18 protein-coding genes and 1 tRNA gene are annotated in these 22641 nt (G+C 53.4%); 13 read left to right on the top strand and 6 right to left on the bottom strand.

Annotated elements, in window-relative coordinates; translation table 11 throughout:
* The 12 genes from CVU77_04140 to CVU77_04085 all read left to right on the top strand — a co-directional run bounded on the left by CVU77_04140 (nt 1) and on the right by CVU77_04085 (nt 13884).
* The gene (locus CVU77_04140; protein ID PKN01705.1) at nt 1-615 is read left to right on the top strand and encodes an ATP-dependent Clp protease proteolytic subunit; all 615 of its coding nucleotides are present in this window, start codon (nt 1-3) and stop codon (nt 613-615) included.
* On the top strand, nt 612-1892 hold the full coding sequence (locus tag CVU77_04135; protein PKN01704.1) for an ATP-dependent Clp protease ATP-binding subunit ClpX: 1281 nt from the start codon (nt 612-614) through the stop codon (nt 1890-1892). Before CVU77_04140 ends, CVU77_04135 begins: the two co-directional genes overlap by 4 nt.
* Before the next feature lie 164 nt (nt 1893-2056).
* A complete protein-coding gene (locus tag CVU77_04130) occupies nt 2057-4516 on the top strand; it encodes an endopeptidase La (GenBank protein PKN01703.1) in 2460 nt (819 codons plus the stop codon).
* Between the two features lie 176 nt (nt 4517-4692).
* Nucleotides 4693-5415, top strand: coding sequence for a hypothetical protein (locus CVU77_04125; GenBank protein ID PKN01702.1), 723 nt, complete (start codon nt 4693-4695; stop codon nt 5413-5415).
* A gap of 19 nt (nt 5416-5434) precedes the next feature.
* Nucleotides 5435-6685, top strand: a complete 1251-nt coding sequence (locus CVU77_04120) for a histidine--tRNA ligase (protein PKN01701.1) — start codon at nt 5435-5437, stop codon at nt 6683-6685.
* 69 nt (nt 6686-6754) lie between these two features.
* On the top strand, nt 6755-7129 hold the full coding sequence (locus CVU77_04115; GenBank protein PKN01700.1) for a DNA methylase: 375 nt from the start codon (nt 6755-6757) through the stop codon (nt 7127-7129).
* 50 nt (nt 7130-7179) lie between these two features.
* Nucleotides 7180-8049 (top strand): ATP phosphoribosyltransferase, encoded by an 870-nt coding sequence (locus CVU77_04110; protein ID PKN01732.1) that lies wholly within the window; start codon nt 7180-7182, stop codon nt 8047-8049.
* Between the two features lie 55 nt (nt 8050-8104).
* On the top strand, nt 8105-10852 hold the full coding sequence (locus CVU77_04105) for a hypothetical protein (GenBank protein PKN01699.1): 2748 nt from the start codon (nt 8105-8107) through the stop codon (nt 10850-10852).
* A 32-nt stretch (nt 10853-10884) separates the two neighbouring features.
* Nucleotides 10885-11292: a hypothetical protein gene (locus CVU77_04100; GenBank protein ID PKN01698.1), complete on the top strand. Its 408-nt coding sequence runs from the start codon at nt 10885-10887 to the stop codon at nt 11290-11292.
* Entirely contained in the window at nt 11289-12065 is a 777-nt protein-coding gene (locus CVU77_04095) for a hypothetical protein (GenBank protein PKN01697.1), read from the top strand. The genes CVU77_04100 and CVU77_04095 overlap by 4 nt, the downstream gene beginning before the upstream one ends.
* 19 nt (nt 12066-12084) lie before the next feature.
* A complete protein-coding gene (locus CVU77_04090; protein PKN01696.1) occupies nt 12085-13554 on the top strand; it encodes a glutamate--tRNA ligase in 1470 nt (489 codons plus the stop codon).
* 39 nt (nt 13555-13593) lie between these two features.
* Nucleotides 13594-13884, top strand: coding sequence for a DUF1844 domain-containing protein (locus tag CVU77_04085; GenBank protein ID PKN01695.1), 291 nt, complete (start codon nt 13594-13596; stop codon nt 13882-13884).
* A 209-nt stretch (nt 13885-14093) separates the two neighbouring features.
* Here the strand turns inward: CVU77_04085 and CVU77_04080 are convergent.
* Both CVU77_04080 and CVU77_04075 read right to left on the bottom strand, forming a co-directional pair.
* Nucleotides 14094-14168 (bottom strand) — tRNA-Gln (locus CVU77_04080).
* Nucleotides 14169-14242: 74 nt separating this feature from the next.
* Nucleotides 14243-15043 carry a hypothetical protein gene (locus CVU77_04075; protein ID PKN01694.1) on the bottom strand — a complete coding sequence of 267 codons (801 nt, stop codon included), beginning with the start codon at nt 15041-15043 and terminating at the stop codon, nt 14243-14245.
* On the opposite strand from CVU77_04075, the gene CVU77_04070 reads away from it, so the two are divergent.
* Entirely contained in the window at nt 15027-15215 is a 189-nt protein-coding gene (locus CVU77_04070; protein PKN01693.1) for a hypothetical protein, read from the top strand. The genes CVU77_04075 and CVU77_04070 overlap by 17 nt on opposite strands.
* A gap of 111 nt (nt 15216-15326) precedes the next feature.
* On the opposite strand, the gene CVU77_04065 is transcribed toward CVU77_04070, so the two are convergent.
* The 4 genes from CVU77_04065 to CVU77_04050 form a co-directional block, all read right to left on the bottom strand.
* A complete protein-coding gene (locus CVU77_04065; GenBank protein ID PKN01692.1) occupies nt 15327-17207 on the bottom strand; it encodes a hypothetical protein in 1881 nt (626 codons plus the stop codon).
* Between the two features lie 29 nt (nt 17208-17236).
* A complete protein-coding gene (locus CVU77_04060) occupies nt 17237-18415 on the bottom strand; it encodes a hypothetical protein (protein ID PKN01691.1) in 1179 nt (392 codons plus the stop codon).
* A 32-nt stretch (nt 18416-18447) separates the two neighbouring features.
* Complete coding sequence (locus tag CVU77_04055; GenBank protein ID PKN01690.1) at nt 18448-20823, bottom strand: hypothetical protein; 2376 nt, start codon at nt 20821-20823, stop codon at nt 18448-18450.
* Between the two features lie 120 nt (nt 20824-20943).
* The gene (locus CVU77_04050; protein PKN01689.1) at nt 20944-22620 is read right to left on the bottom strand and encodes a hypothetical protein; all 1677 of its coding nucleotides are present in this window, start codon (nt 22618-22620) and stop codon (nt 20944-20946) included.
* Nucleotides 22621-22641: the final 21 nt, after the last annotated feature.

The raw sequence follows: 22641 nt of genomic DNA, 5'->3' as shown, positions 1-22641 counted from the left end.
ATGTCAGGCATGGTACCTACAATTATCGAGCGGTGGAATCAGGGCGCGGCCGTAGGATACGACATATATTCGCGGCTTCTTAAAGACAGAATAATATTCGTGGGCGGATACGGCGGAACCGTTACGACGGATTCGGCCAATCTCATCATCGCCCAGTTGCTTTATCTCGACGCGGAATCGCCGGACAAGGACATTAACCTTTACATAAATTCTCCCGGCGGAATGGTGTCGGCGGGGCTTGCGGTCTACGACACGATGCAATACATTAAATCTCCCATCACGACGATTTGTATGGGAATGGCTATGTCCTTCGGCGCGCTGCTGCTGGCCGCCGGCTCAAAAGGCAAAAGATACGCCCTGCCGCACGCGCGCATAATGCTGCATCAGCCGCTGATTTACGGCGAAGGAATATCGGGGCCGGTGACGGACATTAACATTGAGACGCAGGAACTTCTTCAGACGAAAGACAAACTCATAGACATTGTCGCAAAGCACACCGGCCAGAACATAGACAAAGTCAGAAGCGACACCGAACGAAACTTCTACATGAGCGCCGCAGACGCCAAGAACTACGGAATCATCGACGATATTATATTCTCAAGGAAACCCAAATGAGCGACGCTCAAAGCGCAAAAACACATTCGTCTTCCTGCGATTTCTGCGGGCAAAACAGAAGCGCCGGAGTGCACCTTATAGGCAGCAAGGGCAAATACATCTGCTCCAACTGCGTAAGGTTCGCGGGAAAACTCCTTGAAGAACTCGAACGCGAGGACGCCCTCAGGGAAGTAAAGTCGCTGCCTGCGCCCCGTAAAATCAAAAAATCTCTCGACGAATACGTGATAGGACAGGACGAGGCAAAGAAAATTCTTTCCGTAGCCGTTTACAACCACTACCGCCGCATAGAAAAAGGCGGAGCCGTCGACGGTGTGGAACTTCAGAAGTCGAACATTCTTCTTATAGGCCCCACCGGAACGGGCAAAACGCTTCTGGCGCAGACGCTGGCAAGGACACTTCACGTGCCGTTCGCCATAGCCGACGCGACCACGCTCACCGAGGCGGGATACGTCGGGGAAGACGTGGAAAATATTCTTCTTCGCCTTCTTCAAAACTCCAATTACGACGTAAAACGCGCGGAACGCGGCATCGTCTACCTCGACGAGATCGACAAGATTTCGCGGAAATCGGAAAATCCGTCGATAACCCGCGACGTTTCCGGAGAGGGCGTGCAGCAGGCGCTTCTTAAAATAATCGAGGGAACCGTCTCAAACGTTCCCCCTCAGGGCGGAAGAAAGCACCCTCAGCAGGAGTTTATACACATCAACACCGCAAACATACTTTTTATCTGCGGCGGAGCGTTTGAGGGCATAGAAAAAATCGTAAAGGACCGCATGCGCGAAAAATCGGTGGGTTTTCTGGCGTCTTCCGGCGAATTGTCCGGAAGCGCGGATGTTTTTACGGCCGCGTCCGAACCTGTCCGTCCGACGGCAAACGTCGCCCGTCCGGAAGACCTCATAAAATACGGCTTGATCCCCGAACTCGTGGGACGTCTCGCCGTTACGACGTCGCTTGAACGGCTGGATCGCGGCGATATGGTCAGAATACTCACCGAGCCGAAAAACGCGCTCGTCAGGCAGTACAAAAAAATCTTCGCTCTTGAAGGCGTCGAGTTGGAATTCACCGAGCCGGCGCTTGAGGAAATTGCCGAGCAGGCCATCGCCAGAAAAGGCGGGGCCAGGGCGCTTCGCTCAATTCTGGAAGGTCTGCTTTTAAACACAATGTTTGAACTTCCCGAACTTTCCGCAAAATCGGGAGCACGCTGCGTCGTGGGTATAGAAGCCGCCCGCGGCATGGAGCCGCCCCGTATAATCATAAACGAACAAAAAACCGCGTGAGTGTCGACGGAAATATCTGACCGCGTCCAAGTCCCGTTGGCCGTCATTGCGAGGAACCCCGCATCGGAGTGCGGGGTAAACTCCGTGACTAAGCAATCTCGGCGACATCGTCGAGCAAGAGACAAACGGCTAATGGCGAATAATCTATAACCGGCGGTAATTTTATGGCTACCGAAGTAAAACCCGAAACAACCGAAAAAATCTACCCACCCGTGATCAACCTTCTTCCGATACGCGACGTCGTGGTTTTCCCCGGAATGATTATTCCGCTGGCCATAGGCCGCGAGAAATCGGTCAAGGCCGTGGAAGACGCTATGAGCCGCGACAAACTCGTGTTTCTGGTCACGCAAAAACAGCCCAATCTCGACGACCCCTCGCAGGAAGACCTCCATAAAATCGGAACGGTGGCCGAAGTTCTTCAACTCCTTAAAATCTCCGACGGCACGCTTAAAGTGATAGTGGAAGGACACGAACGCGGCCGCTGGAGCGATTTTACTTCCAATGACAAGGGATTTGTAACCGTTTCGTCGGAAATTTTGAAAAGTCCGGCGGTAGAGCATACACTTGAAATGGAAGCGCTGGGGCGCAGAGCCGTGGCGTCCTTCGAGAATTACGCCCGTCTCAGCCAGAAGGTTCCCATAGAAGCCATCGGCGGAATGAATAATATTTCCGACCCGGGCAAACTTGCCGACGCCATAGTTTCCCACTTGAGCGTTAAGGTCTCGGAGAAACAGCAGATACTTGAAGTGCTCGCGCCTACCGAGCGACTGGAAAAAACCATTCAACTCTTAAACAATGAGATAGAAATTCTCAACATCGAGAAGAAAATACAGAATCGCGTCCGCAATCAGATAGAAAAATCGCAGAAAGAATACTATCTGACCGAGCAGATGAAAGCAATTCAAAAAGAACTGCGGCAGAAAGACGATTTCGCCAAGGAACTCGACGAAATCCGCCAGAAAATAAAAGACCTCAATATGCCCAAGGACGCCCGCGACGCCGCCGAGAAAGAGATACAGCGTCTGGAAAAAATGATGCCGTTCTCGCCGGAAGCCACCGTGTCCAGGACTTATCTCGATTGGATGACGGGTCTGCCGTGGTCGACTTTTACGACGGACAATCTGGACATAAAGCGCGCCGAAAAGATATTAAACGAAGACCACTACGGCCTTGAGAAAACCAAAGAAAGGGTTCTCGAGTATCTGGCCGTTCTTAAACTCGTCAAAAAAATAAAAGGTCCCATACTTTGTTTCGTGGGCCCGCCGGGCGTGGGAAAGACGTCAATCGCCCACTCCGTGGCGCGGGGCCTCGGTCGGAATTTCGTGAGGATTTCGCTGGGAGGAGTAAGAGACGAGGCCGAGATTCGCGGACACCGCCGCACGTATATCGGCTCGCTGCCCGGGCGGATTATTCAGTCGATGCGCAAGGCAAAATCGCGCAATCCCGTCTTTATTCTCGACGAGATAGACAAACTCGGGGCCGACTGGAGAGGCGACCCCGCGGCGGCTCTTCTTGAGGTTCTCGACCCCGAGCAGAATCACTCGTTCACCGATCATTATCTCGACGTGGAATTCGATTTGTCCGACGTGATGTTCATTACCACCGCCAATACTCTTTATTCGATACCTCCGGCTCTCGTGGATCGTCTTGAAACAATACGTTTCCCCGGTTACACCATAGAAGAAAAAATAAAAATCGCGCAGAATTTCCTCATTCCCAAACAACTCAAGGAACACGGGATAAAGCCGGAGCAGCTGATGTTTGAAGAAAGCGCCCTCGACAATATGATACGGCTCTACACACAGGAAGCCGGCGTCAGAAACCTTGAAAGAGAAATCGCCAACGCCTCAAGAAAATTCGCCAAGGAGTTGGCGTCGGCCAACGGCAAAAACGGCCCGCTGACCGTATCGCTGAATAGTCAAAATCTCAAAAAATATCTGGGTATCCCAAAATATTTCAGAGAGAAGGTTTCCCCCAACGACGTAGGCGTTTCAACCGGCCTGGCGTGGACGGAGGTCGGAGGAGAAACTCTGACGATAGAAGCCGCGCTGATGAAAGGGTCGGGTAAATTGCTCCTTACCGGAAAACTCGGCGAAGTGATGAAAGAATCCGCTCAGGCGAGTTTAAGTTTTATAAAATCTCAGGCGGACGTCTACGGGATACCGACGGAGCTTTTCAAGGATTACGACATACACGTCCACATACCCGAGGGCGCCATACCGAAGGACGGCCCGTCGGCGGGGTCGGCCATAACCACGGCGATGGTCTCGCTTTTGACGAAAAGACGGGTGGCAAAAAATCTGGCGATGACCGGAGAAATAACATTAAGAGGCCGCGTTCTTCCGATAGGCGGCCTGAAAGAAAAACTGATAGCGGCTTACCGCGACGGCATAACCACGGTCATCTATCCGGAAGGAAACGTCAAGGATCTCGACGAAATACCGGCGAACGTGCTCAAAAAAATCAAACTTATACCGGTGAAAAATGTCGCCGAAGCGCTTGATTTGGCTCTTGAAAGAAACAGCGCCGGCGCGGCCAAAACCGCGACCGCGAATAAAAAATCAAAGAACGCGGGCAAGAAACCCAAATCCGCCCGAAAAAATAAGAGAGGCGCGAAAAGATGAGAGGCGTATCGGCATTTTCGATCATAGCGGCGGTAATTACCGCGCTGATAGGATTGATTTCAAGATTGAGGGTGGTTCCGGTTTTCGGTCTCGAATCCAAGGCATTCGCCGGAATAGCCGCGCTTTTTTTGATTTTCGCCATAGCCGTCAACACGCTTCCGGAAGACCTCTGATAAATGTTCCCGCAAGCGAAATCCCCTTCCCGCTCCGACGGATTTATTCTCATTGCGGGGATAAATATAAGATTTCACGCGAAGTCAACGGACAGGGGGCTCGACAGATATTCGGCCTTTATATCCGCCAAAAACGCCGGCGCGCACGCAGCTTCCCGACGGAGCGCGATAGTTTACGGCGGCAATCCATATGCCTTTGAAAACGATTTAAGAAAAACAGTCGCCGTAGAGCTGGCCCGGCGGGGCGGATTTCTGCTGCACGCCTCGGGCGCGGCGCCGTTGAACAAATCCGACGGACGTCGGCGGAACGCGACGGTTTTCTGCGGAAAGTCCGGCTCAGGCAAGAGCACCATAGCCGCGGAGTTCCCCGCCGGCGACGTTCTTTCCGACGAGCTTGTGGCCATCGCCCGTCGGAGCGACGGTTACGTCGCCTGCGCGACGCCGTTCCGCGGGATGCTCTCGGAGCCGGGTCCCGCCTTCGAGGCGCCGCTCGGCCGTGTTTTTTTTCTGAAAAAATCCGCGCGGCTGGCGGTCAAGCCGTCGCCCGAGCGGTTGACTTTCAGGCGGATAATCAGGAATATTTTGCTTCCGAAGCCGTCGGACACCGGCGCGGCGGCAAAACTGATGTTCAAAAACGCCGCCGACTTCGCTTCGCGCGTAAAATGCCGCGAACTGCGCTTCGCGCGGGAAGACATCGGCGCGATAAGAAAAATGGCGGAACGCTGATGCCGGGTTCAACCGCATTATGGGAATAAAATACCGTCTTTTGCGCGGAATGCGCGACATATCGGGCGTCGAAGCCGAAAAAATATCGGCGGCCGTCGCCTCGTCAAAAAAAATATTCGCGGCTTTCAATTATTCCGAAATTATGCTGCCTACTTTGGAGGAAGCCGCGCTGTTTGCGCGCGCCGCGGGAGAAACTTCCGACGTGGTGGATAAGCAGATGTACGTCTTCAAGGACAAGGGCGACCGCGTCGTGGCTCTTCGTCCCGAAGGCACCGCCGGCGCGGCAAGATACTTCGCCCAGACACGCGCGGCCACTGCCGAGGCGGCGGTGAAACTTTTTTACGCAGGGTCAATGTTCCGTTACGAAAGGCCTCAGGAAGGAAGATACCGGGAGTTTTACCAGATAGGATGCGAATATTTCGGAAACGCCGACCCGTCGTGCGACGCGGAAGTGATACATCTTGCCGACACGCTTCTTGAGACGGCGGGCGTCGCCGAGAGAGAAATTATCATAAATACCCTCGGATGCCCCGACTGCAGACGCGCTTACGCGGATGCGGTAAAAAAATTCGCCGAGGGTTCGTCGGGCGAACTTTGCGACGACTGCCGCAGACGCATCGACAAAAATCCGTTGAGAGTCCTTGACTGTAAGGTCGACGCCGCCAAACTCTCGAATTTTCCCCGCTCTACGGATATACTGTGTCCCGAATGTCTCGAACATTACTCGCAGGTAAAAGCCATGCTCGACGGCGCAGGCGTAAAATATACCGAAAACACCCGTCTTGTCAGGGGACTGGATTATTATACCCGGACGGTTTTTGAGATAAGGTCGCCGCGTCTGGGAGCGCAGGACGCCGTAGCCGCCGGCGGACGATACGACGGACTCATAGCCGATATCGGCGGACGTCCCACGCCCGCGGCGGGTTTTGCGGTCGGGGTGGAGAGAATGGTTATGGCATCCGCGGCGGCCTCGCCGAAAGCAACCCGCGGAATTTTCATCGCCGTGACGTCGCGCGAAATTACGGCCGCCGCCTCAAAACTTGCCGCCGAACTCAGACGCGCCGGATTAAGAACCGAAGGTCCCGTCGGCTTCCGTTCGCTGAAAAGCCAGCTCGGCGCGGCCGACAAGATGAGTTTCGGCACAGTCGTAATGTTTGTCGAGGAAGAATTTTCAAAAAATTGCGTCATTTTAAAGGATATGAATTCGGGGGAACAAAAAACGGTAAATATACAAAACATCTTTGATGAATTAAAAGATATTGTAACCTAAAATAATGAAACCGCGAACTGGGCAAATTTAAGTATTCCCCCTTAACAAAGGGGGATTAAGGGGGGTTGTATAGTGAAAATCTTATACAATCCAGAATTAAAACAACGAGCAAGAGAACTCAGAAAACAAGGCGTCTTATCAGAAGTATTGCTTTGGAAAGAGCTAAAAGGCAGGAAGGTTCTCGGTTATCAGTTTATGAGACAAAAGTCTGTAGGGGAGTATATCGTTGATTTTTATTGCAGCAAACTTAAACTGGTGATAGAAATAGACGGAGAGAGCCATAAGAGCAGATATGATTATAACATACAGAAACAGCGGGATTTGGAATCTATAGGTCTGACAATGCTCAGATTTAATGATGTGGATGTAAAACAAAATATGCCAAATGTGTTAATGGTAGTAAAAGGGTGGATTAAACACAACCCCCTAAACCCCCTTTATTAAGGGGGAATAAAAAAAAATTGACAGAACCAAAAGATATATCGGGAGAAAAAATGAAACTTAAACTTGCTATACCCAAAGGAAGTTTGCAGGAGTCCACCGTCGAGATATTCCGCAAAGCCGGAATAAAAATAAAGCCCACCGAGCGGTCATACTTTCCGACCTCGAACGACGAAGAACTCGAGCTTATGCTCGTGCGCGCGCAGGAAATACCCAAGTACGTGGAAGACGGCGTTTTCGACGCCGGCATAACCGGCTACGACTGGATACTTGAGTCCGGCGCATCCGTGGCGCCCGTATGCGAACTGATTTACGCCAAGTCGGGTTTCCGTCCGGTAAGATGGGTGCTGGCCGCGCCGGAGAGCTCAAAAATACGCTCCGTTAAAGACCTCAAAGGAAAGCGGATAGCGACCGAACTCGTAAATTACACAAAAAAATACCTGGCCTCCAAAAAAATCAAGGCCGAGGTGGAATTTTCATGGGGAGCGACCGAAGCCAAAACTCCCGCGCTTGTGGACGCCATCGTGGAACTGACGGAAACCGGCTCGTCGCTGCGCGCCAACAAACTCAAAATCATCGAGGAAATTCTCTCATCCACCACGCGGCTCGTAGCCAATAAAGCGGCGTTCAAAAACCCGTGGAAAAAAGAAAAACTCGAGAATCTCTCGATACTTCTTGCCGGAGCGCTGACGGCCGAAGGCCTCGTCGGGCTCAAAATGAATCTGCGCGAAAGGGATCTGCCCAAGATTTCCCGTCTGCTGCCGTCGCTTAAAAATCCCACGATATCGCAGCTCACCACGAAAGGATGGGTGGCGATTGAAGTTATAATAGAGGAAAACGTCGTAAAAAAAATAATCCCCACATTGAAACGCCTCGGCGCCCAGGGCATAATAGAATATCCGCTGAATAAAGTTATTTACTGACGACAAGTCACTCACGAAGCGCCGACGGCGTCCGGATGTCGGCGCGGAACCCGTTATGAGGCCATCACGCGCAACGCTATCGCTTCGCCGCACAGCGGCCTTTCTGGCCGCTGCGGCTTTCGCCGCCGCGACCGCGACGTCGGCATTCGCGCAGCAGGACTTCAGGTCGCTCAAAACGCAGTATGATCACGGCCTCGCAGAGAAACGCGCCGAAGCCCTGGCCGCTATGTCTTCGCACAAAACCCCGGAATCGCTGTCAGTGCTTAAAACCGCCGCGCTCGACGGCACTCAGGAAAATAGAGTCAGAATAGCAGCCGTCGAAGCGCTCGGCGCGTTCGGCGGGCGGGAGGCCTTCGAGGGTGTACTGCGGGCAATGGGCGACCGCGATGAATCCGTGAGGCGGAGGGCGCGCGCCATTGCGCTCGCGTCGAGAAACGACGCCGTATTCGAGGCCTTGCGCGATTTCATTTCCATTGCGAGAAACGACACCATCCTGTCCCGCGAGATTCTCTCCGCCATGGCCGAATTATCTCCCGGGAAAACGATTCCGGTATTCAAATCTCTCTCTCACGACAACGACAACATAAGGTACGGCATCATAAGAGTTCTGCCGTCGATGGAAGCATCCGATACCGCGACGATGCTCTCGGAACTGTTTTTGGGAGACGAAGTCGCCGAAATACGAGCCGAAGCAGCGCGCGCGGCGGCCAAGCTCAAAATTTACTCGCTGTTGGACAAAGTGTTGATTCTTCTGACGGACAAGTCGCCTCACGTCCGCGAAGTCGCGGCCAAATCGCTCGAAGACCTGGCCGATCCGGAGGCGATGGTCTACTGGCTCGACGCGTTTAAATCGCCGCGGCCGAAAATACGCGCGTTCGCCGCCGCGATCGTCTGCCGCATGGGAAAGGCGGAAGCGATGCCGCAGGTTTTTCCCCTTCTCGGCGACAAATCCGCGGAAGTCAGAGAAACGGCCACCGCCGGAATCGCCTCGATATTTTCCCCGCGGGAACACGTTTTTTTCATGATTAACGAACTCTCCTCAAAAAATCTTCTCAAGCGAAAGACCGCTCTGCGTCTGCTGGCTTCGTCGAACGATTATACCGTGGTGCCCGCGCTTTTTTCTGCGATGCAATCGGAACGCGACGCGGATATAATCGCCTCGTATTCGGAAGCCGCCGGAAAACTCGCCGCCGGGCCGAACATATCCGACATACGCGTCGCTTTCGAAAACCGCGGACGACAGGTGCGCATTGCCGCCGCAAACGCGCTGGCCGCGGTATCGCGCGAAAGATATCCGGAAGCATTCGCCGTTTTCCTTGCGCACATAAAAGTAGAAACCGACCCCGAAGTCATAAAGGCGATATTGTCCGCCTTTACCTCCATGAAACCGGCGCCGTACCGTCTGGCCTACGTGTGGACTTCGGGGCGATGGCCCAACGAAGTCAAAATATCGGCCGCCGAATTCCTGGGCAATTACGGAGCGCCGGACGCCATCGGCGCGCTTATGCCCGCGGCGGAGAATCCTTCCCAGGAAATCGCCTGGCGCGGCCGCGACGCCATAGAAAAACTGGTAACGAATCCCGACAGCGCTACGACGCTTTCGGAATATTTGACTACCCGCAACAAGGCCGTGCGGCTTTTCATACTCGGAACGCTCAAGAAGTATCCGTCGGCGGCGGCGGTGAATAATTTCTCAAAGATAAATTATTCCGAGGCCGATACCGAAACGCGCTATGCCATGGTGGAAGTCATACGGGCGCTTAAACCCGAAGGCGGACACCCTCTGCTGACATCCGCCCTGCGCGACGGCAGCGCCGAGATACGATGGCTTGCCGCCAAGACGGCGGCCGAAACCGCCGGAGACGACGCTTCAAAATTTTTGGCCAACTCGCTGTCGGATTCTTCGCCAGCCGTCAGAGAAGAGGCGCTTCGGTCGCTGACCCGCAACCCCAAATTTGAAAACGCCGCGCGCATCCGACCGTATCTGAGCGATTCCGACATTTCCGTGCGGCGGGCGGCGCTGGAAGCGCTGGAGCATATCGCCGACGAGGACTCGCTCAAAATCATACAGAACATGCTTAGGGATCAGGACGCATCGGTTCGCGCGCTGGCCGCGGGAATTATAGGGCGGGCGGGGATTTCCCAGGCCAGGGATACTTTAAGGAAAATGGCTGAAACCGATTTGTACCCCGAAGCCAGGCGCGCCGCGGCCAAAGCGCTTGCCGCCATAGGAAACATCGACGCTAAAACAATCGAAGCGCTGTTTCTACTCGTCAAAGATAACGATTCGTCGGTGCGAACGGAAGCCGCGGCCATTTTAAATTCCATCATCGACAAATCGCACAAACCTTATATAATAAAGTCGCTGCTCGATGAAAATACGCACGCCCGGACATACGCGCTCTCGGCCATCGCCGGAATGCGTCTCTACGAAGCCAATACGGAACTTTTCAATCTGGTTAAAATGATGCGCCGCGAAAAACGCGCCGAAAACCGTGAAATACTCTCGACCCTCGCGCTGCTCATCGACGAAGGCGACGTAACCGAATTGACCGGCCTCTACGACATGAACAATCCCGATATCAAACTTTGGGTCATAGAACAGACGGGCAAGTTGAAATCCGAAGCCGCCGCCAATCTGGCGGCGCGCGCGCTGCGCGAAGAAAATCCCGCATTCAGACAAAAAGCCCTGGAATCGCTGTCCGCCGCAAAACACCCGAAAGTGCGCGAGGCCATCAAATACATAGCCGATAACGACCCCGACCCTGTTTTACGTCGGGGCGCGGCCGAAAAACTTAAATAATCCCCAGCGCATAGAATCAACCGGAGGAACCGATGACTGCATCCGAAAGAAGAAAGAATTATCTGGTGGAGAAAAGCTATCAGATGAAACCGGTATACCTGATAGCGGGCGCTTTTTTGATTATAACAGCCATAATAGAAATTCAGATATTGATGCTGCTTAAAACCGTTCTGCCCGAAATAGCCATGATAGAGACGCGCGACGAAATATTTCGCTTCGGCATATTCATAATGGCGCAACTTTTTGTCATTTTTGCCGCGCTGGCCGTGACCACAACGATACATCTTCACCGCTTCGTGGGGCCGCTGGCCCGGCTTACGCGCGAAATAACCGCCATGACCAGGGACAGCAACTATAAAATTTTGACCGTCAGAAAAAACGACGCTATGCGCTCCTTCGTGGAAACGCTCAACACGATACTTTCAAAAATTTCACAATGAAGATACACGCATCCAAACTTTGCGCTTTATGCGCCGTAGTTTTTGCCATTGCCGGCGGTTCAATACTGTCGGCTCCGGGCCGGCAAACGCAAAAAACACCGCCGCCGCCTGAAATACCCGGAATGGTATATGTCCCCGACGGCGATTTCATAATGGGCTCAAGCGAGAGTTTCCCCTACGAGGGACCGCAGCGCAGGGTCTTCCTCGACGGCTATTACATAGACGCCAACGAAGTGACCAACGCCCAGTACAAACGATTCACGGACTCTACGGAACACAGGGCTCCCGCGCACTGGAAAAACGATGAGTTCGATTCGACGGCCGCAGATATGCCGGTCGTCAATGTTTCGTACCACGACGCGCAGTTATACGCAAAATGGGCGGGCAAACGCCTGCCGACGGAAGCCCAATGGGAAAAAGCGGCCAGAGGTTCCGATTCCAGGAAATATCCGTGGGGCGGATTCTGGCAGGATCGCTCGTCCAACGTTTCTTATCTCTTCGGACTCGGCGGACTAAAACCCATAGGCATCCTGACCGACGGCAAAAGCCCGTATGGGTGCTACGATATGTCGGGAAACGCCAAGGAAATGACCGATTCATTCTTCGAGCCGTATCCCGGATGCACCGTGAAAAACGACAAGTTCGGCAGGGAATATATCGTCGTGCGGGGGGGCTCCTACAAAACTTCCAAGGCGCTCGCAACAACTTACTCGCGGGATATTGTTAAGCCGGATGAAATCAGACCCGACATAGGATTCAGGTGCGCCAAATAGAAGGACGACGGCACAGATTATGGATAAAAATATCAGAGTAAGATTCGCCCCCTCGCCTACGGGATACCTTCATATAGGCGGAGCCAGAACCGCCTTATTCAATTATCTTTTCGCCAAAAGGCACGGCGGAAGTTTTATTTTAAGAATTGAAGACACCGACGAAGCCCGCTCCACGGATGAATCCATCCGCGCTATAATAGAAAGTATGAATTGGCTGGGTCTGAGGCGGGATGAAGGCCCCTCGACGGCAACCGCGGCCGATGCCGCCGGCACGGGCGAATACGGCCCGTATTTTCAGATGTCGCGCCTCGATATTTACAGGCGGACAGCCGAGCGTCTTATAGCCGAAGGAAAGGCCTATTACTGCGCCTGCTCCACCGAAGAACTCAAGAAAATGCGCGAAGAAATGACGGCCAAAAAACTTCCGCCAAAATACGACGGCCGGTGCCGCGACAAAAACCGCCAAAGGCGTAAGCCGTCGGAAAGCGGAGAGGGCGATTGCGTGGTAAGATTTAAAATGCCGCCGGAGGGCTCGGTCATCTTCGACGACGCGATACGCGGACGGCTGGAATTCGAAAACCGCCTTCTGGACGACTTCGTGATTCTCAAGGGATCGGGCGTGCCCACCTACAATTTCGCATGTACCGTCGACGATTATATGATGAAAATATCGCATGTCATACGCGGCGACGACCATTTGTCCAACACCCCGCGCCAAATGCATTTGTACCGCGCTCTCGGATGGGAACCGCCGGTTTTCGCCCACCTCTCGATGATACTCGGCCCCGACGGCGCCCGACTTTCCAAGCGGCACGGCCACACGAGCGTATTGGAATACCGCCACGAGGGCTACATTCCCGAAGCGATCATAAACTATCTGGCGCTTCTCGGCTGGGGAACACAGGACAGCAAACAGATATTCGCCGCCGGAGAGCTCCAAAAAGAATTCAATCTTGAAAACTGCTCCAAAAGTCCGGCTGTTTTCGACAATCAGAAACTTCTCTGGCTGAATATGGAATATCTAAAAAAACTCGATCCGGCAGAAATTCTGTCGCGCTCGGCGGGGATCGTAGAAAAAGCCGGCGTAATTATAACCGACGCGGACTATGCCCGCAGAATTCTGTCCGTAGAAAAAGAAAAGATAAAACTTCTTACGGACGTCCCCAAAATACTCGATATTTTTTTCACCGATAAAATAGTTTACGACGAGGCGGCTGTCGCCAAAATCTTCGCCGACGCCGACGCGCTGAAAACGCTTGAAGCGGCGGCCCAAAAACTCGAAGGCGTCGACGATTTCACGAAGGACACGCTCGAAAAAACCGTGAAAGATTTCTGTCTTTCGTCGGGGCTTAAGAACGCAAAGGTTTTTCACCCCCTGCGCGTCGCCGTGTCGGGTAGAATGCAAGGTCCCGGCCTTTTCGACCTATTGGAACTTTTAGGTAAAAAGCGCGCGCTCGAAAGAATATCGGAGTTTCTTAAAAACCATTAAACCCGGATTTTAACGCGTATTTACATCGGGAGGATATTTATGGCGGACAAAAAAACCAACTCTCATTTTATAAACATAATACTTATGCTGGCTTCGGCGTGCTGGCAGCAACTCGGCAAAGTGCCCAATCCCCTGTCGGGAAAAATCGAAAGACAAATAGACCACGCAAAGCTCACCATAGATATGCTGATAATGCTCAAGGAAAAAACGGCAGGCAACCTGACGGAAGAAGAAGAGAAAATACTGCTTACCACACTGTCCGATCTGGAATTGAACTACGCCGACGAATCAAAAAAAGAATCGTCCGGCGGCGACGAAACCAAACACTGATTTTTCCCGCATACCCTTTCGTTAAATCAAAATATCTCAAATGTTACTGTGCCGGCAGCTATGACGGCATTGCCTGTCGGGGATGCTCCGAGAGTGGTGTTTCGGGGGACGAAACTCCGGCTCATTACGTCGTTTTACCGTCGAGAAAATAAAAAAGCCGCGAGGCGGAGCGCTGAAATCTCCTCTTCGCGGTTTTCGTTTTAATCAAGTGGCTGCCGGGCTAGGACTCGAACCTAGAGTATCCTGCTCCAGAGGCAGGCGTGTTACCATTACACCACCCGGCAATGTATTACAAAAAGATTATAGCAAAATCTGCCCACTGATTATTCTAAAAAATCAATACAGGATTGTCGGAACGTTAAAATCTTGTTCCCAGAGTGATGTTGTGAACCGCGCCGAAGTCCATATGAGGCGATAGCGCGTAATCAAGATAGAAATTGCCGAATTTATATCCCGCCCCGAAAGTCAAATCGAAATACTGCGTGTATTGCATGCCGGTGCGCAAGGCCAGTGTGTCGGTTATATCGTAGTCCACGCCGATGGCGAGTTTCATCCGCTTAACATCGTCCGATTTAGACATCTGCCACGTTCCCACAAAATTGCCGACGGTATGCCGGCCTCCGGCCGCGTAAGTCAGCGGAAGCCGCTGCGCGACGGCTCCGGCGTAGTCGTACTTGACGGACCCGGCATTGGTCACCGACAGCGCGTAGACGTCGGCTTGTCTGTAGTGCGTGAAACCGATGTCAAACAGCATTCCGCCCGCGGAAGTCGAAATCCCCCCGGAGCTGTCGTCGGATATCGACGCGCCGTACGATCTCAGGCCGACGCCGGCCGCCACGTTCCTGTTGAGCCGCGTTGAAACCGCGAAGGTCATAGCGCTTTCGGCGTGCGATATTATGCCGGTTCCGGCGCCAAGAAAATCACGGGCGATATCCTGCGTGGAATAACTCTTGAATCCGAAACCGACGGCGGTGTTTCTGCCCGAATAGGCGGCGTACAGGCCGCTTATGGAAATCCCCTCAAAGTACGCGACCTGCGATATCTCCACGTTAAAACCACGTATGCTTGAAAGCGCCGAAGGGTTATATTCAGCCGCGCCCAAATTGTCTCCGGCTATGAAACCGCCGGCAAGTGAAACCGACTTGGCCGAAACGGGCATTTTAAGAAATGACGATGCGCGCGCCCCCGACGGCAACAAGAGTTGCCAAGCTAATATCAAAAACGATAGTTTTGCGGCACTGCTTATTTTGATCGACATTTTTTTGCGATATCGCGGCACTTCTTATTACTCGGAGCGGAATATCCTTTACATAAAGAGGGTGTCATTCTGAACGAAGTGAAGAATCTCATATGCTGATTTTCAGAGACCCTTCGCTGCGCTCAGGGTGACAGGCAAAGTGCTTCACGAATGTAAAGTATTTCATGCTCTCCTTAGTAAAACTCTATTTTATCACGGTAAGTTTGCCCGTGCTCTTGCCCATCGTCGTCTCGACGGTAAAGAAATACAGCCCCGTGGAAACGCAATCGCCGTGGTCGTCTTTGCCGTCCCACGCGGTGGAGTTGGCAAGGTCTCTGACCTTGTCTCCGGCGAAGTTATAAATTCTTATTTTCATATTCTGGGCGCCCATCGCCTCCGAAACGGCGAAAGTCATTATTCCTTTCCCGGGATAAAAAGGATTCGGCGCGGGGATGGCTCCGGCCACGGGAACTATTATGCCGGCTCCGCTCACCGTCAAACTCATAATCGCCCCTCTGGCTCCTATATCGACGATATTAACGCCGGAATAAATGCCGCGATTTGTGTTGGAGTTGGGATTTGAAACATTGTTGAAAGCGGTCTGATTATCGTTGGAACTATACGCCGCGGTAGCCAGAGTTCCATCCCCCGACTTGTCGGCGGTGGAATTGTGAAGCGGATTTCCCGGGCACTCGACCCACGCGCGATAATAACTATTGCCGGATAAGGTTGCAGACGGACCGTCGTTCATCCGGCCGGTGCCGTCGGGCATGGATTCGTCTATGTGCCATATCAAAATGCCCGATTCGGGGAGACCCGCGTCGAAGCCGAAACGGTGGCGATTCTCGACGAGAAAATACTCTTTGGTGCCGCCGGCAAAAAACTTATAGAGATTGCCGTTGGCGTTATCGGCGAGCCGTCTGACATCAAGATTGCCCGCAGCACTCACTACCTGAGGGGTAATCCATCCGGATATGCCGTTCGACGGGTCGGCGTCAAAGTCCATTTTCAAGTATCCCGAAATGTGACACGGAGGACTAAGATGCGAACCGCCCGACATAAGACACCAACTTCCCACGGGCGTGCCGTCGTAATCGTAGTCGTAAAGATCCGGCGCGCCGAGGTCGTGAAAAAACTCGTGGGCGTAAGTTCCCATAGAACTATTTTCGGCGACCATCGTATAATTAAGCACCGTAACGCCGTCGACGATTTCGCCGGCTTCGCCTATCTGCCATTGATGCGGCCAGATATTATTGGCAACGCCCGCTGATGAGGACTGAGAGTTTCCGGCATAGATAATTATAACGTGGTCGACGATGAGATCGCCGTCTTTATCATAGTCGGCAAAATTGACGGAAGGGTCGGCAAGTTGCACCGCCTCGCGGGCAAGTTCGTAAATCGGCCCGTTGAGGTCGTCGGTGCCCGTAGTCGAGTCCGCGCCGTAATAAACCGAAGTTTTCGCCGAGCGCATCCAGTCGTCGCCCGCGACTGTGCCCGTAACGACAAGTTGATTGTAAGAAACCTCGTCGTAATATCCTCTCAGAGTGTAAGTTCCCTGCGCGAACAGATAGTTCTCATAGTATGCCCTGGTTTTGGTTCCCGCCCGATCGGAAAAATCAACCCTCAGGACGAGAATCTCTTTTGTCCCTTTGGGAGAAACCGCCGCCGCCCGCCGCGACGGCGCGCGTCTTCTTGCGTCGCGGCGAATACTCAGCGCCCTTCTTGAGGCCGGCGACGGCGCAACGCCCGGCTTAACGTCGGACGCAGGAGCGTCGACGCCCGCACGCCTGTCGGTCGCGTAAGGCCAGCCGTCGGCGCCGGGAGCGGCGTAGTACCACCATCCGCCGTCGCCTTGTATTATCGTGTAACCGTCGTCGGTAACCGTGCGGCTGTAATACTCGTCTCCGACCTTGCGGGCGGTAATCGCGGTTCCGTCGGGCTGGTGGAATACGGCGGGAGTCGGGTCCGCGGGATCGGCGAAGGCCGTCGAGGCCGCCAACGCCATTATGCTCAAGGCGCGAATGACCGCGCCGGGCGCGCAGCGAAGTTTTTTATCGAGAATTATTTGAAGAATATTGCGTCTCATATATGCGACGCCGACGGAACGTCAGCGTGTTACCATCTGTAATTGGCTCCGAAAGCCAGTTTTTTGAATGTCTCGTCGATAGTGGTCTTGGCGGCGAAGAAAGTGCCGTCGCTTACAAAGTTTCTCTTCCCGTACTCGCCGGTAAAGTCCAGAAAAACGCTGTCCGAGAGTTTGTAGCCGGAACCGAACGTGAAAGCCGCGAGTTCTATCTTTTTTTCGGCGTAGAAAGGCAGAGAGTAAAATCCCAGACGGAACGGGACGTCTTCTCGAACCCAATGCTCGAAACCGATTTTAAGAACCGTTATGTCGTCCCATCCGGCGAGCGCTTTGTTAAATTTAACCGCCGTCAGCGGCATCGGCAGCAAATCGAAAGCCAGTTTTGTGTTATATCTTCCGCCGAAGTCCCACGCAACGCCGAGCCCGACGTACGATGGCATTTCCACCTGTCTTTCGGCGGAAGCCGTTTTTTGCGTAAGCGAGGCGGCGCCGAAATACGTCAAACCGATTCTCAAAGGATTGAGACCGGTAAAGATCACGCCAAAGTCGAGGCGCGAGCCCGTGGTAGTTACCGCGGCCTCGCTGGACAGAACTATGATGTCGGCGACACCGGACGTATCTATCAGTTTAGCGCTGTAACTTTGGGCTCCTGAAATCATGTTGTAAGACAAGCCCACCGCGAATTTTTCTGAGAGTTTCATTGATACGGCGGGCGTCATTCGATTGATCGTGCCGGCCGAAACAAACTCCCAATAGCCGATTCTTGTCGCGGGCGCCGACGGCGAATAGAGTATCTGCTTATGGCTGTAATTTGAGTCGTACGCCGGCGCGTAGGCAAAGCCGAAAGCGAAACGATTATTCTGGGCCGGAACGACAACGGCGAAATTATTTATGCCGAAAGAAGCGGGCTCGTTATAGTAAACTCTTTTGTCGCTGGTCACCACTCGTTCCGTAATAGGGTTGTAAGCGAATCCCAGCGCGAGCTGCCTTTGCCCCGGATAGTTCATCGTGGCAGGATTGTACAGAAGTGTGGCCGGCTCGTCGGAACCGCCGATTCCCGCGCCGCCCATTGCGTAAGAGCGCAGTCCGGTTCCTACGACCATATCTCCCGCATTGAGCGCGCCGAGATAGCTCTGCGACCACGCGCCGCCTGACGCGGCAAAAAGCAGGGCGGCCGTAATTAATGTCGACTTCGCGATTATTTTTCTCATATCGGCATTACCTCTAAATAAAATCATCGTATTTATATTTTTTCCTGTCCGAAGTCATAGAACTGCTGAGATTCCGACGGCGATTCGGACGCGGCCGGCACGGCCCGCTGACGGGTCGTGCGACGGGAAACGGCGCCCCATTTATAGTCGAACTGAAGTTTGAACGTATGACTGTCGTAGTTACTGCTTATGGAATAAAGATTTTCGTATCTCATCCATATTTCGGTATTGCGGTCAAGTTTTTGGGAGACGGCCAGATACCATCTGCGCCCCTTGCCTCGCCCCTGCGTCCAGAACATAGGCACCAGCACCCTCGGCCACATATCGTCTATCGACGACATCGCGAAATACGGCGAATCGTAGAACATATAGCGCCAGGAAAGTTTCATATCCGAGGTCATCTTGTATCCTATGTCGAAATAGCTCAGCCAGCCCGATTGTTCGTAATAGTAATCCGGCGATATTTTACGCGAATCGTCGAAGCGCGCTTTTAATTGCAAATTTTTGTTGGGCTTATAAGTTATCTGGTAACGGTTTCTCAGGTATGCCACGTAAGCGTCCGTCGTTTCGGATGTAGTGACGCCTGTATCGGGGTCGGTATAAGAAACCTTTATGTTATCGTCGTAATAATGGTTCCACGCGCGATAATAAAATTCGTATTCCTTGGATGGTTTGTATTTTATGTCGTACCAGAAATCGTTCGAAACACCGGGATAGTTGACGGTCTTTTCCGGCACTTTATATTTTACGGGCTTAAAAGAGATGTTCGTCTCAAGTTTGCCCGTCTTATAAAAAGTCCCTATGTAATTGCCGATCTGGTTAAAGTCACTGTCCCGCATGGAGCGTCCGCCGACGGCGGAACCGTGCGGATTTATGTAATCGGGATCGTAGTCCCAGGCAATCATATAGAAAGTGAATTTATTGACGGCGTACATCATCTGCATAAGCCACGCGTCGCCGCTTCTTGAAACGTCGTACGGAGCGGCAAGTCCCAGCTTGTCGCGTCCGCGCTCGTAGGATTTGGCGTATTCGCCGAAAAAGTTTACGCCGTTGACCCACGTGTCAAAATCGCCGCCGAGCACGGTGTTGCCGTCGCCGCGGAATTTGAAAAGTCCCGACGGATTTCCGGCCGAATCCTGCGGATTTATCGTCGGAGAATAAACCGCGTCGTAACCTATCAGGGAGATGTGCGTGCCCTGAGCGAAATTCCACTGCACGCGCCCGCCGAGCAATTCTTCGTAGAGATTGTTCTGCCTGGCAATCTCGCGGTCGGAGGTGTTCGATCCCAGATCCATCTTGGCGTCGGATTCAAGATCGAACTTCGCGGTGCCGTCGGCATTCAGGTCGGCATAAATCCCTTTATATGAATAAAAACCCGAGAGGTCGAACGCCTGCCATTTTTTCTCCACGGCAACGCCGCGGAAATACGCGTTCGGGTTTGTGCCCGTATCGACCTTGGGGCCTCGGGCTTTTACTTTGATGGGGCGCACCAGCTCTCCGAACGGGTAATAAAAAACGAGCCCCTGCGCGTATTGGAGTTGATAATTTCCGGCTATTATTCTGTCGAATCCGAAAGCGTCGTTCGCGCGGAAGTAAAACTTTTTGAGATGTAATTCTCTTATCGTCTGATAGTCGAGCGCCGGCTCCCAGCGCGCGGCGTCTATGATGAAACCCGCCTCGTATTTGGAGCCGAAGCGAAAGCGCGTGCGATTGTATATCTGAAGAGGATTGTCGTAAGGATATTCTACGGATGGATTTTTATCGGGTTTTGAAACCGATATCGACGGACCTATGCGGAATCTTATGTCACCGGCGAAAATTTCGCGCTCTTCCGGACGCAGAACCCTGATATAAGGAGCCATACCGCGATAAATCTCGTCGGTCATACCCTTGACACTTCTGAGTTCTTCGATGTTTTTGAACGGCTCCTGCCTGCGGCGGAGAAGTATGGCGTCGGCGAGTTGCGACGTCACCAGAGGCAAATCCAGCAGGTCCGTCTTCTGGGCGATGTTAAGATCAAGAGGCCTCCCGCGCAAATCATCCAGCACCGAATCCTGACCGCCGACGGCGTCGACAAGTCCCGTCGCGCCCTCGTCGTCGGCTTCGGGTACGATATCCTCGAAAGTATCGTCGTAGACGGCCGACACGAAAAAGCGGCCCCTTGCCTTAAGATATATTTCTTCGGTCACTCCGGCAACGGAGCGCAAATCCTCGGTTATCCTGAAAGGCGAGCGCGCGCGGTGCGCCACGATGGCTTTGGCGACGGCTTCCGTAATACCGTCGACGGCGGAAAGCTCGGCGACCGACGCCGCGTTAAGGTCGACGTCTTCCTGCGCCGCGAGAATTCCCGCCGACGGCCCCAGCGCCGTAAGCGCCAGTATGGCGGCTATGCCTATTGCCTTTTTCATTGAAATATCATACTGCCCGATTCAGTAAAGTATGTCATTCCCGCGAAAGCGGGAATCCAGAGAGAAAAACTGGATTCTGTGTCAAGCACGGAATGACAGTAGAGCCAATATTGTTCCGTGTTATTTTACCGTTATCGATTCCTTGACGTTATTGACGGTTTTCGCGTCGACGCCCGGCACTTTAAGAATGTCGTCTACCGACGAGAAATTGCCCTCTTTGGAGCGATATCTGATTATATTTTTGGCCTGCGTCGACGTAAAACCTATCACCTGCAGTTCCTGCGCCGAAGCAGTGTTCACATTTAACATATCGTCGTCGGCGGCGGAAGGCGCCGGCAGTTTCGGAGCGCTCGGAGGCGCCGTAACCGCAGGTTTTGCGGGTTCGACCACGGGTTTTACCGGCGCGACCGGAGCAATAGTCGGAACGCTTATTTTAGGCGCCTCAACGGGCGGCGGAGGAGGAGGCGGCGGGGGCGGCGATGTCCGTGTTTTGGCGGGCGGCGCCTTGACCGGAGGCGGAGGCGCGTCTTCCTCGTCGGGTTCGGGCTGCTCGTCGGAAACTACGGCGGGAGCCGTCCGCGTGCGCGACGGAGTCGACGGCGCGGGCGTTGAGCGGGCAGGAGCGGCGGAGCCGTCGAATATAAGATACGGCCGCATTCTTTCCATTATGCGTTTGGTCATTCGCGGCACGCCCAGAAGGTCGTCCGCCGACGTAAACACTGCGCCCTGATTCCTGTGGTCGATTATTCGCTGCGCCGTCAGAGCGCCTACGCCGGGTATTTCTTTCAACTCGTCGGCAGTGGCTTTATTGGGATCAATCTTGAAGTCCTTGACCTGTTCGTACTGTTCCACGCGGTTCGTTACTCTCTTAGAAGGCGCGCGGCGCGCCGACGTCCTGCGGCTTCCGGTAGCCGCGGCGGGAGCCACGTCGTCGTCGGGTCCGAATTTAAGACCCAGCGTGAAAAAGTTTTGCGTGTCCAGCACGGGATGCGTGACCATGGCGTAATTGATTCTGAAAATGCCCGTATTAACGCCGAAGCCCATAGAAATTCCCGACGGATTGGACCGCGTTCCGGCGCGGAAAGTGAAATGTTTGGAGATATTTATTTCGGCGCCGCCGTGATAGGCAAGTTCGTCGCCGAGAAGATCCTTGCTGGTTTCAAGAAGGAAAATGAGTCCCGCGTCCGGATAATACGAGATGCCCATTCTGTAAAGTTGCGGGAGCGCCTCGTCCGTGGCGCCGAGCATAGGGGCGGTTATGTTGCCGGCGGAAAAACCCGCCGCGAAATCGTTCGACAGCGCGGCGTGAAAACCCACGTCGACGCCCATTCCGGCCGCGCTTCCGAAATTTGTCACGGCGACAGATTGGTTTCTGAGGTTGTAACCGAAATATACTTTGCGCGCCAGTATGAAGGATTGTGAAAGTGTCAACTCCGTTTCCTTATAGAGAGAGCCGCCGAACTGTGTGTATCCCAACGCCAGAGTGCCCATATTCCTCGTCGGAAACGCCGCCGCCAAAGTCATATACGGCGCGTCGGGCAGATTAAACAGCGACGTCTGAGAAAATGAAATATTGGCGGCGCCGAGACCGCCCAGAGAAGCCGGATTGTAGAACACGCCGTTTGCGTCGTTAGCCACCGACACGAACCCTCCGCCCATAGCCGCCGGACGAGCAGCGGGAATTTTTTCCTCGAAGGCGGCGCGCAACGTCCCGCAGGGCGGACCGGCCACAAGAATCGCCAGCAATGTCGCAAACAGTATTAGTTGTGTTTTCTTCATAAAAAACCTCTCGGGCATACACAGGTCGGACGGATGAAT

Source organism: Elusimicrobia bacterium HGW-Elusimicrobia-1 (assembly GCA_002841695.1).
Lineage (GTDB): Bacteria > Elusimicrobiota > Endomicrobiia > PHAN01 > PHAN01 > PHAN01.
Note: the sequence above shows the minus strand (reverse complement) of the source record. Positions and strands in the feature narration are given on the sequence as shown.

What these genes read in the sequence shown, in the direction of transcription:
- CVU77_04065 (PKN01692.1), bottom strand. Translation starts at nt 17,207, where the DNA reads ATGAGACGCAATATTCTTCAAATAATTCTCGATAAAAAACTTCGCTGC.
- CVU77_04120 (PKN01701.1), top strand. Translation starts at nt 5,435, where the DNA reads ATGGGAATAAAATACCGTCTTTTGCGCGGAATGCGCGACATATCGGGC.
- CVU77_04085 (PKN01695.1), top strand. Translation starts at nt 13,594, where the DNA reads ATGGCGGACAAAAAAACCAACTCTCATTTTATAAACATAATACTTATG.
- CVU77_04125 (PKN01702.1), top strand. Translation starts at nt 4,693, where the DNA reads ATGTTCCCGCAAGCGAAATCCCCTTCCCGCTCCGACGGATTTATTCTC.
- CVU77_04090 (PKN01696.1), top strand. Translation starts at nt 12,085, where the DNA reads ATGGATAAAAATATCAGAGTAAGATTCGCCCCCTCGCCTACGGGATAC.
- CVU77_04050 (PKN01689.1), bottom strand. Translation starts at nt 22,620, where the DNA reads ATGCCCGAGAGGTTTTTTATGAAGAAAACACAACTAATACTGTTTGCG.
- CVU77_04135 (PKN01704.1), top strand. Translation starts at nt 612, where the DNA reads ATGAGCGACGCTCAAAGCGCAAAAACACATTCGTCTTCCTGCGATTTC.
- CVU77_04100 (PKN01698.1), top strand. Translation starts at nt 10,885, where the DNA reads ATGACTGCATCCGAAAGAAGAAAGAATTATCTGGTGGAGAAAAGCTAT.
- CVU77_04060 (PKN01691.1), bottom strand. Translation starts at nt 18,415, where the DNA reads ATGAGAAAAATAATCGCGAAGTCGACATTAATTACGGCCGCCCTGCTT.
- CVU77_04140 (PKN01705.1), top strand. Translation starts at nt 1, where the DNA reads ATGTCAGGCATGGTACCTACAATTATCGAGCGGTGGAATCAGGGCGCG.
- CVU77_04095 (PKN01697.1), top strand. Translation starts at nt 11,289, where the DNA reads ATGAAGATACACGCATCCAAACTTTGCGCTTTATGCGCCGTAGTTTTT.
- CVU77_04130 (PKN01703.1), top strand. Translation starts at nt 2,057, where the DNA reads ATGGCTACCGAAGTAAAACCCGAAACAACCGAAAAAATCTACCCACCC.
- CVU77_04055 (PKN01690.1), bottom strand. Translation starts at nt 20,823, where the DNA reads ATGAAAAAGGCAATAGGCATAGCCGCCATACTGGCGCTTACGGCGCTG.
- CVU77_04110 (PKN01732.1), top strand. Translation starts at nt 7,180, where the DNA reads ATGAAACTTAAACTTGCTATACCCAAAGGAAGTTTGCAGGAGTCCACC.
- CVU77_04105 (PKN01699.1), top strand. Translation starts at nt 8,105, where the DNA reads ATGAGGCCATCACGCGCAACGCTATCGCTTCGCCGCACAGCGGCCTTT.
- CVU77_04075 (PKN01694.1), bottom strand. Translation starts at nt 15,043, where the DNA reads ATGCCCGTTTCGGCCAAGTCGGTTTCACTTGCCGGCGGTTTCATAGCC.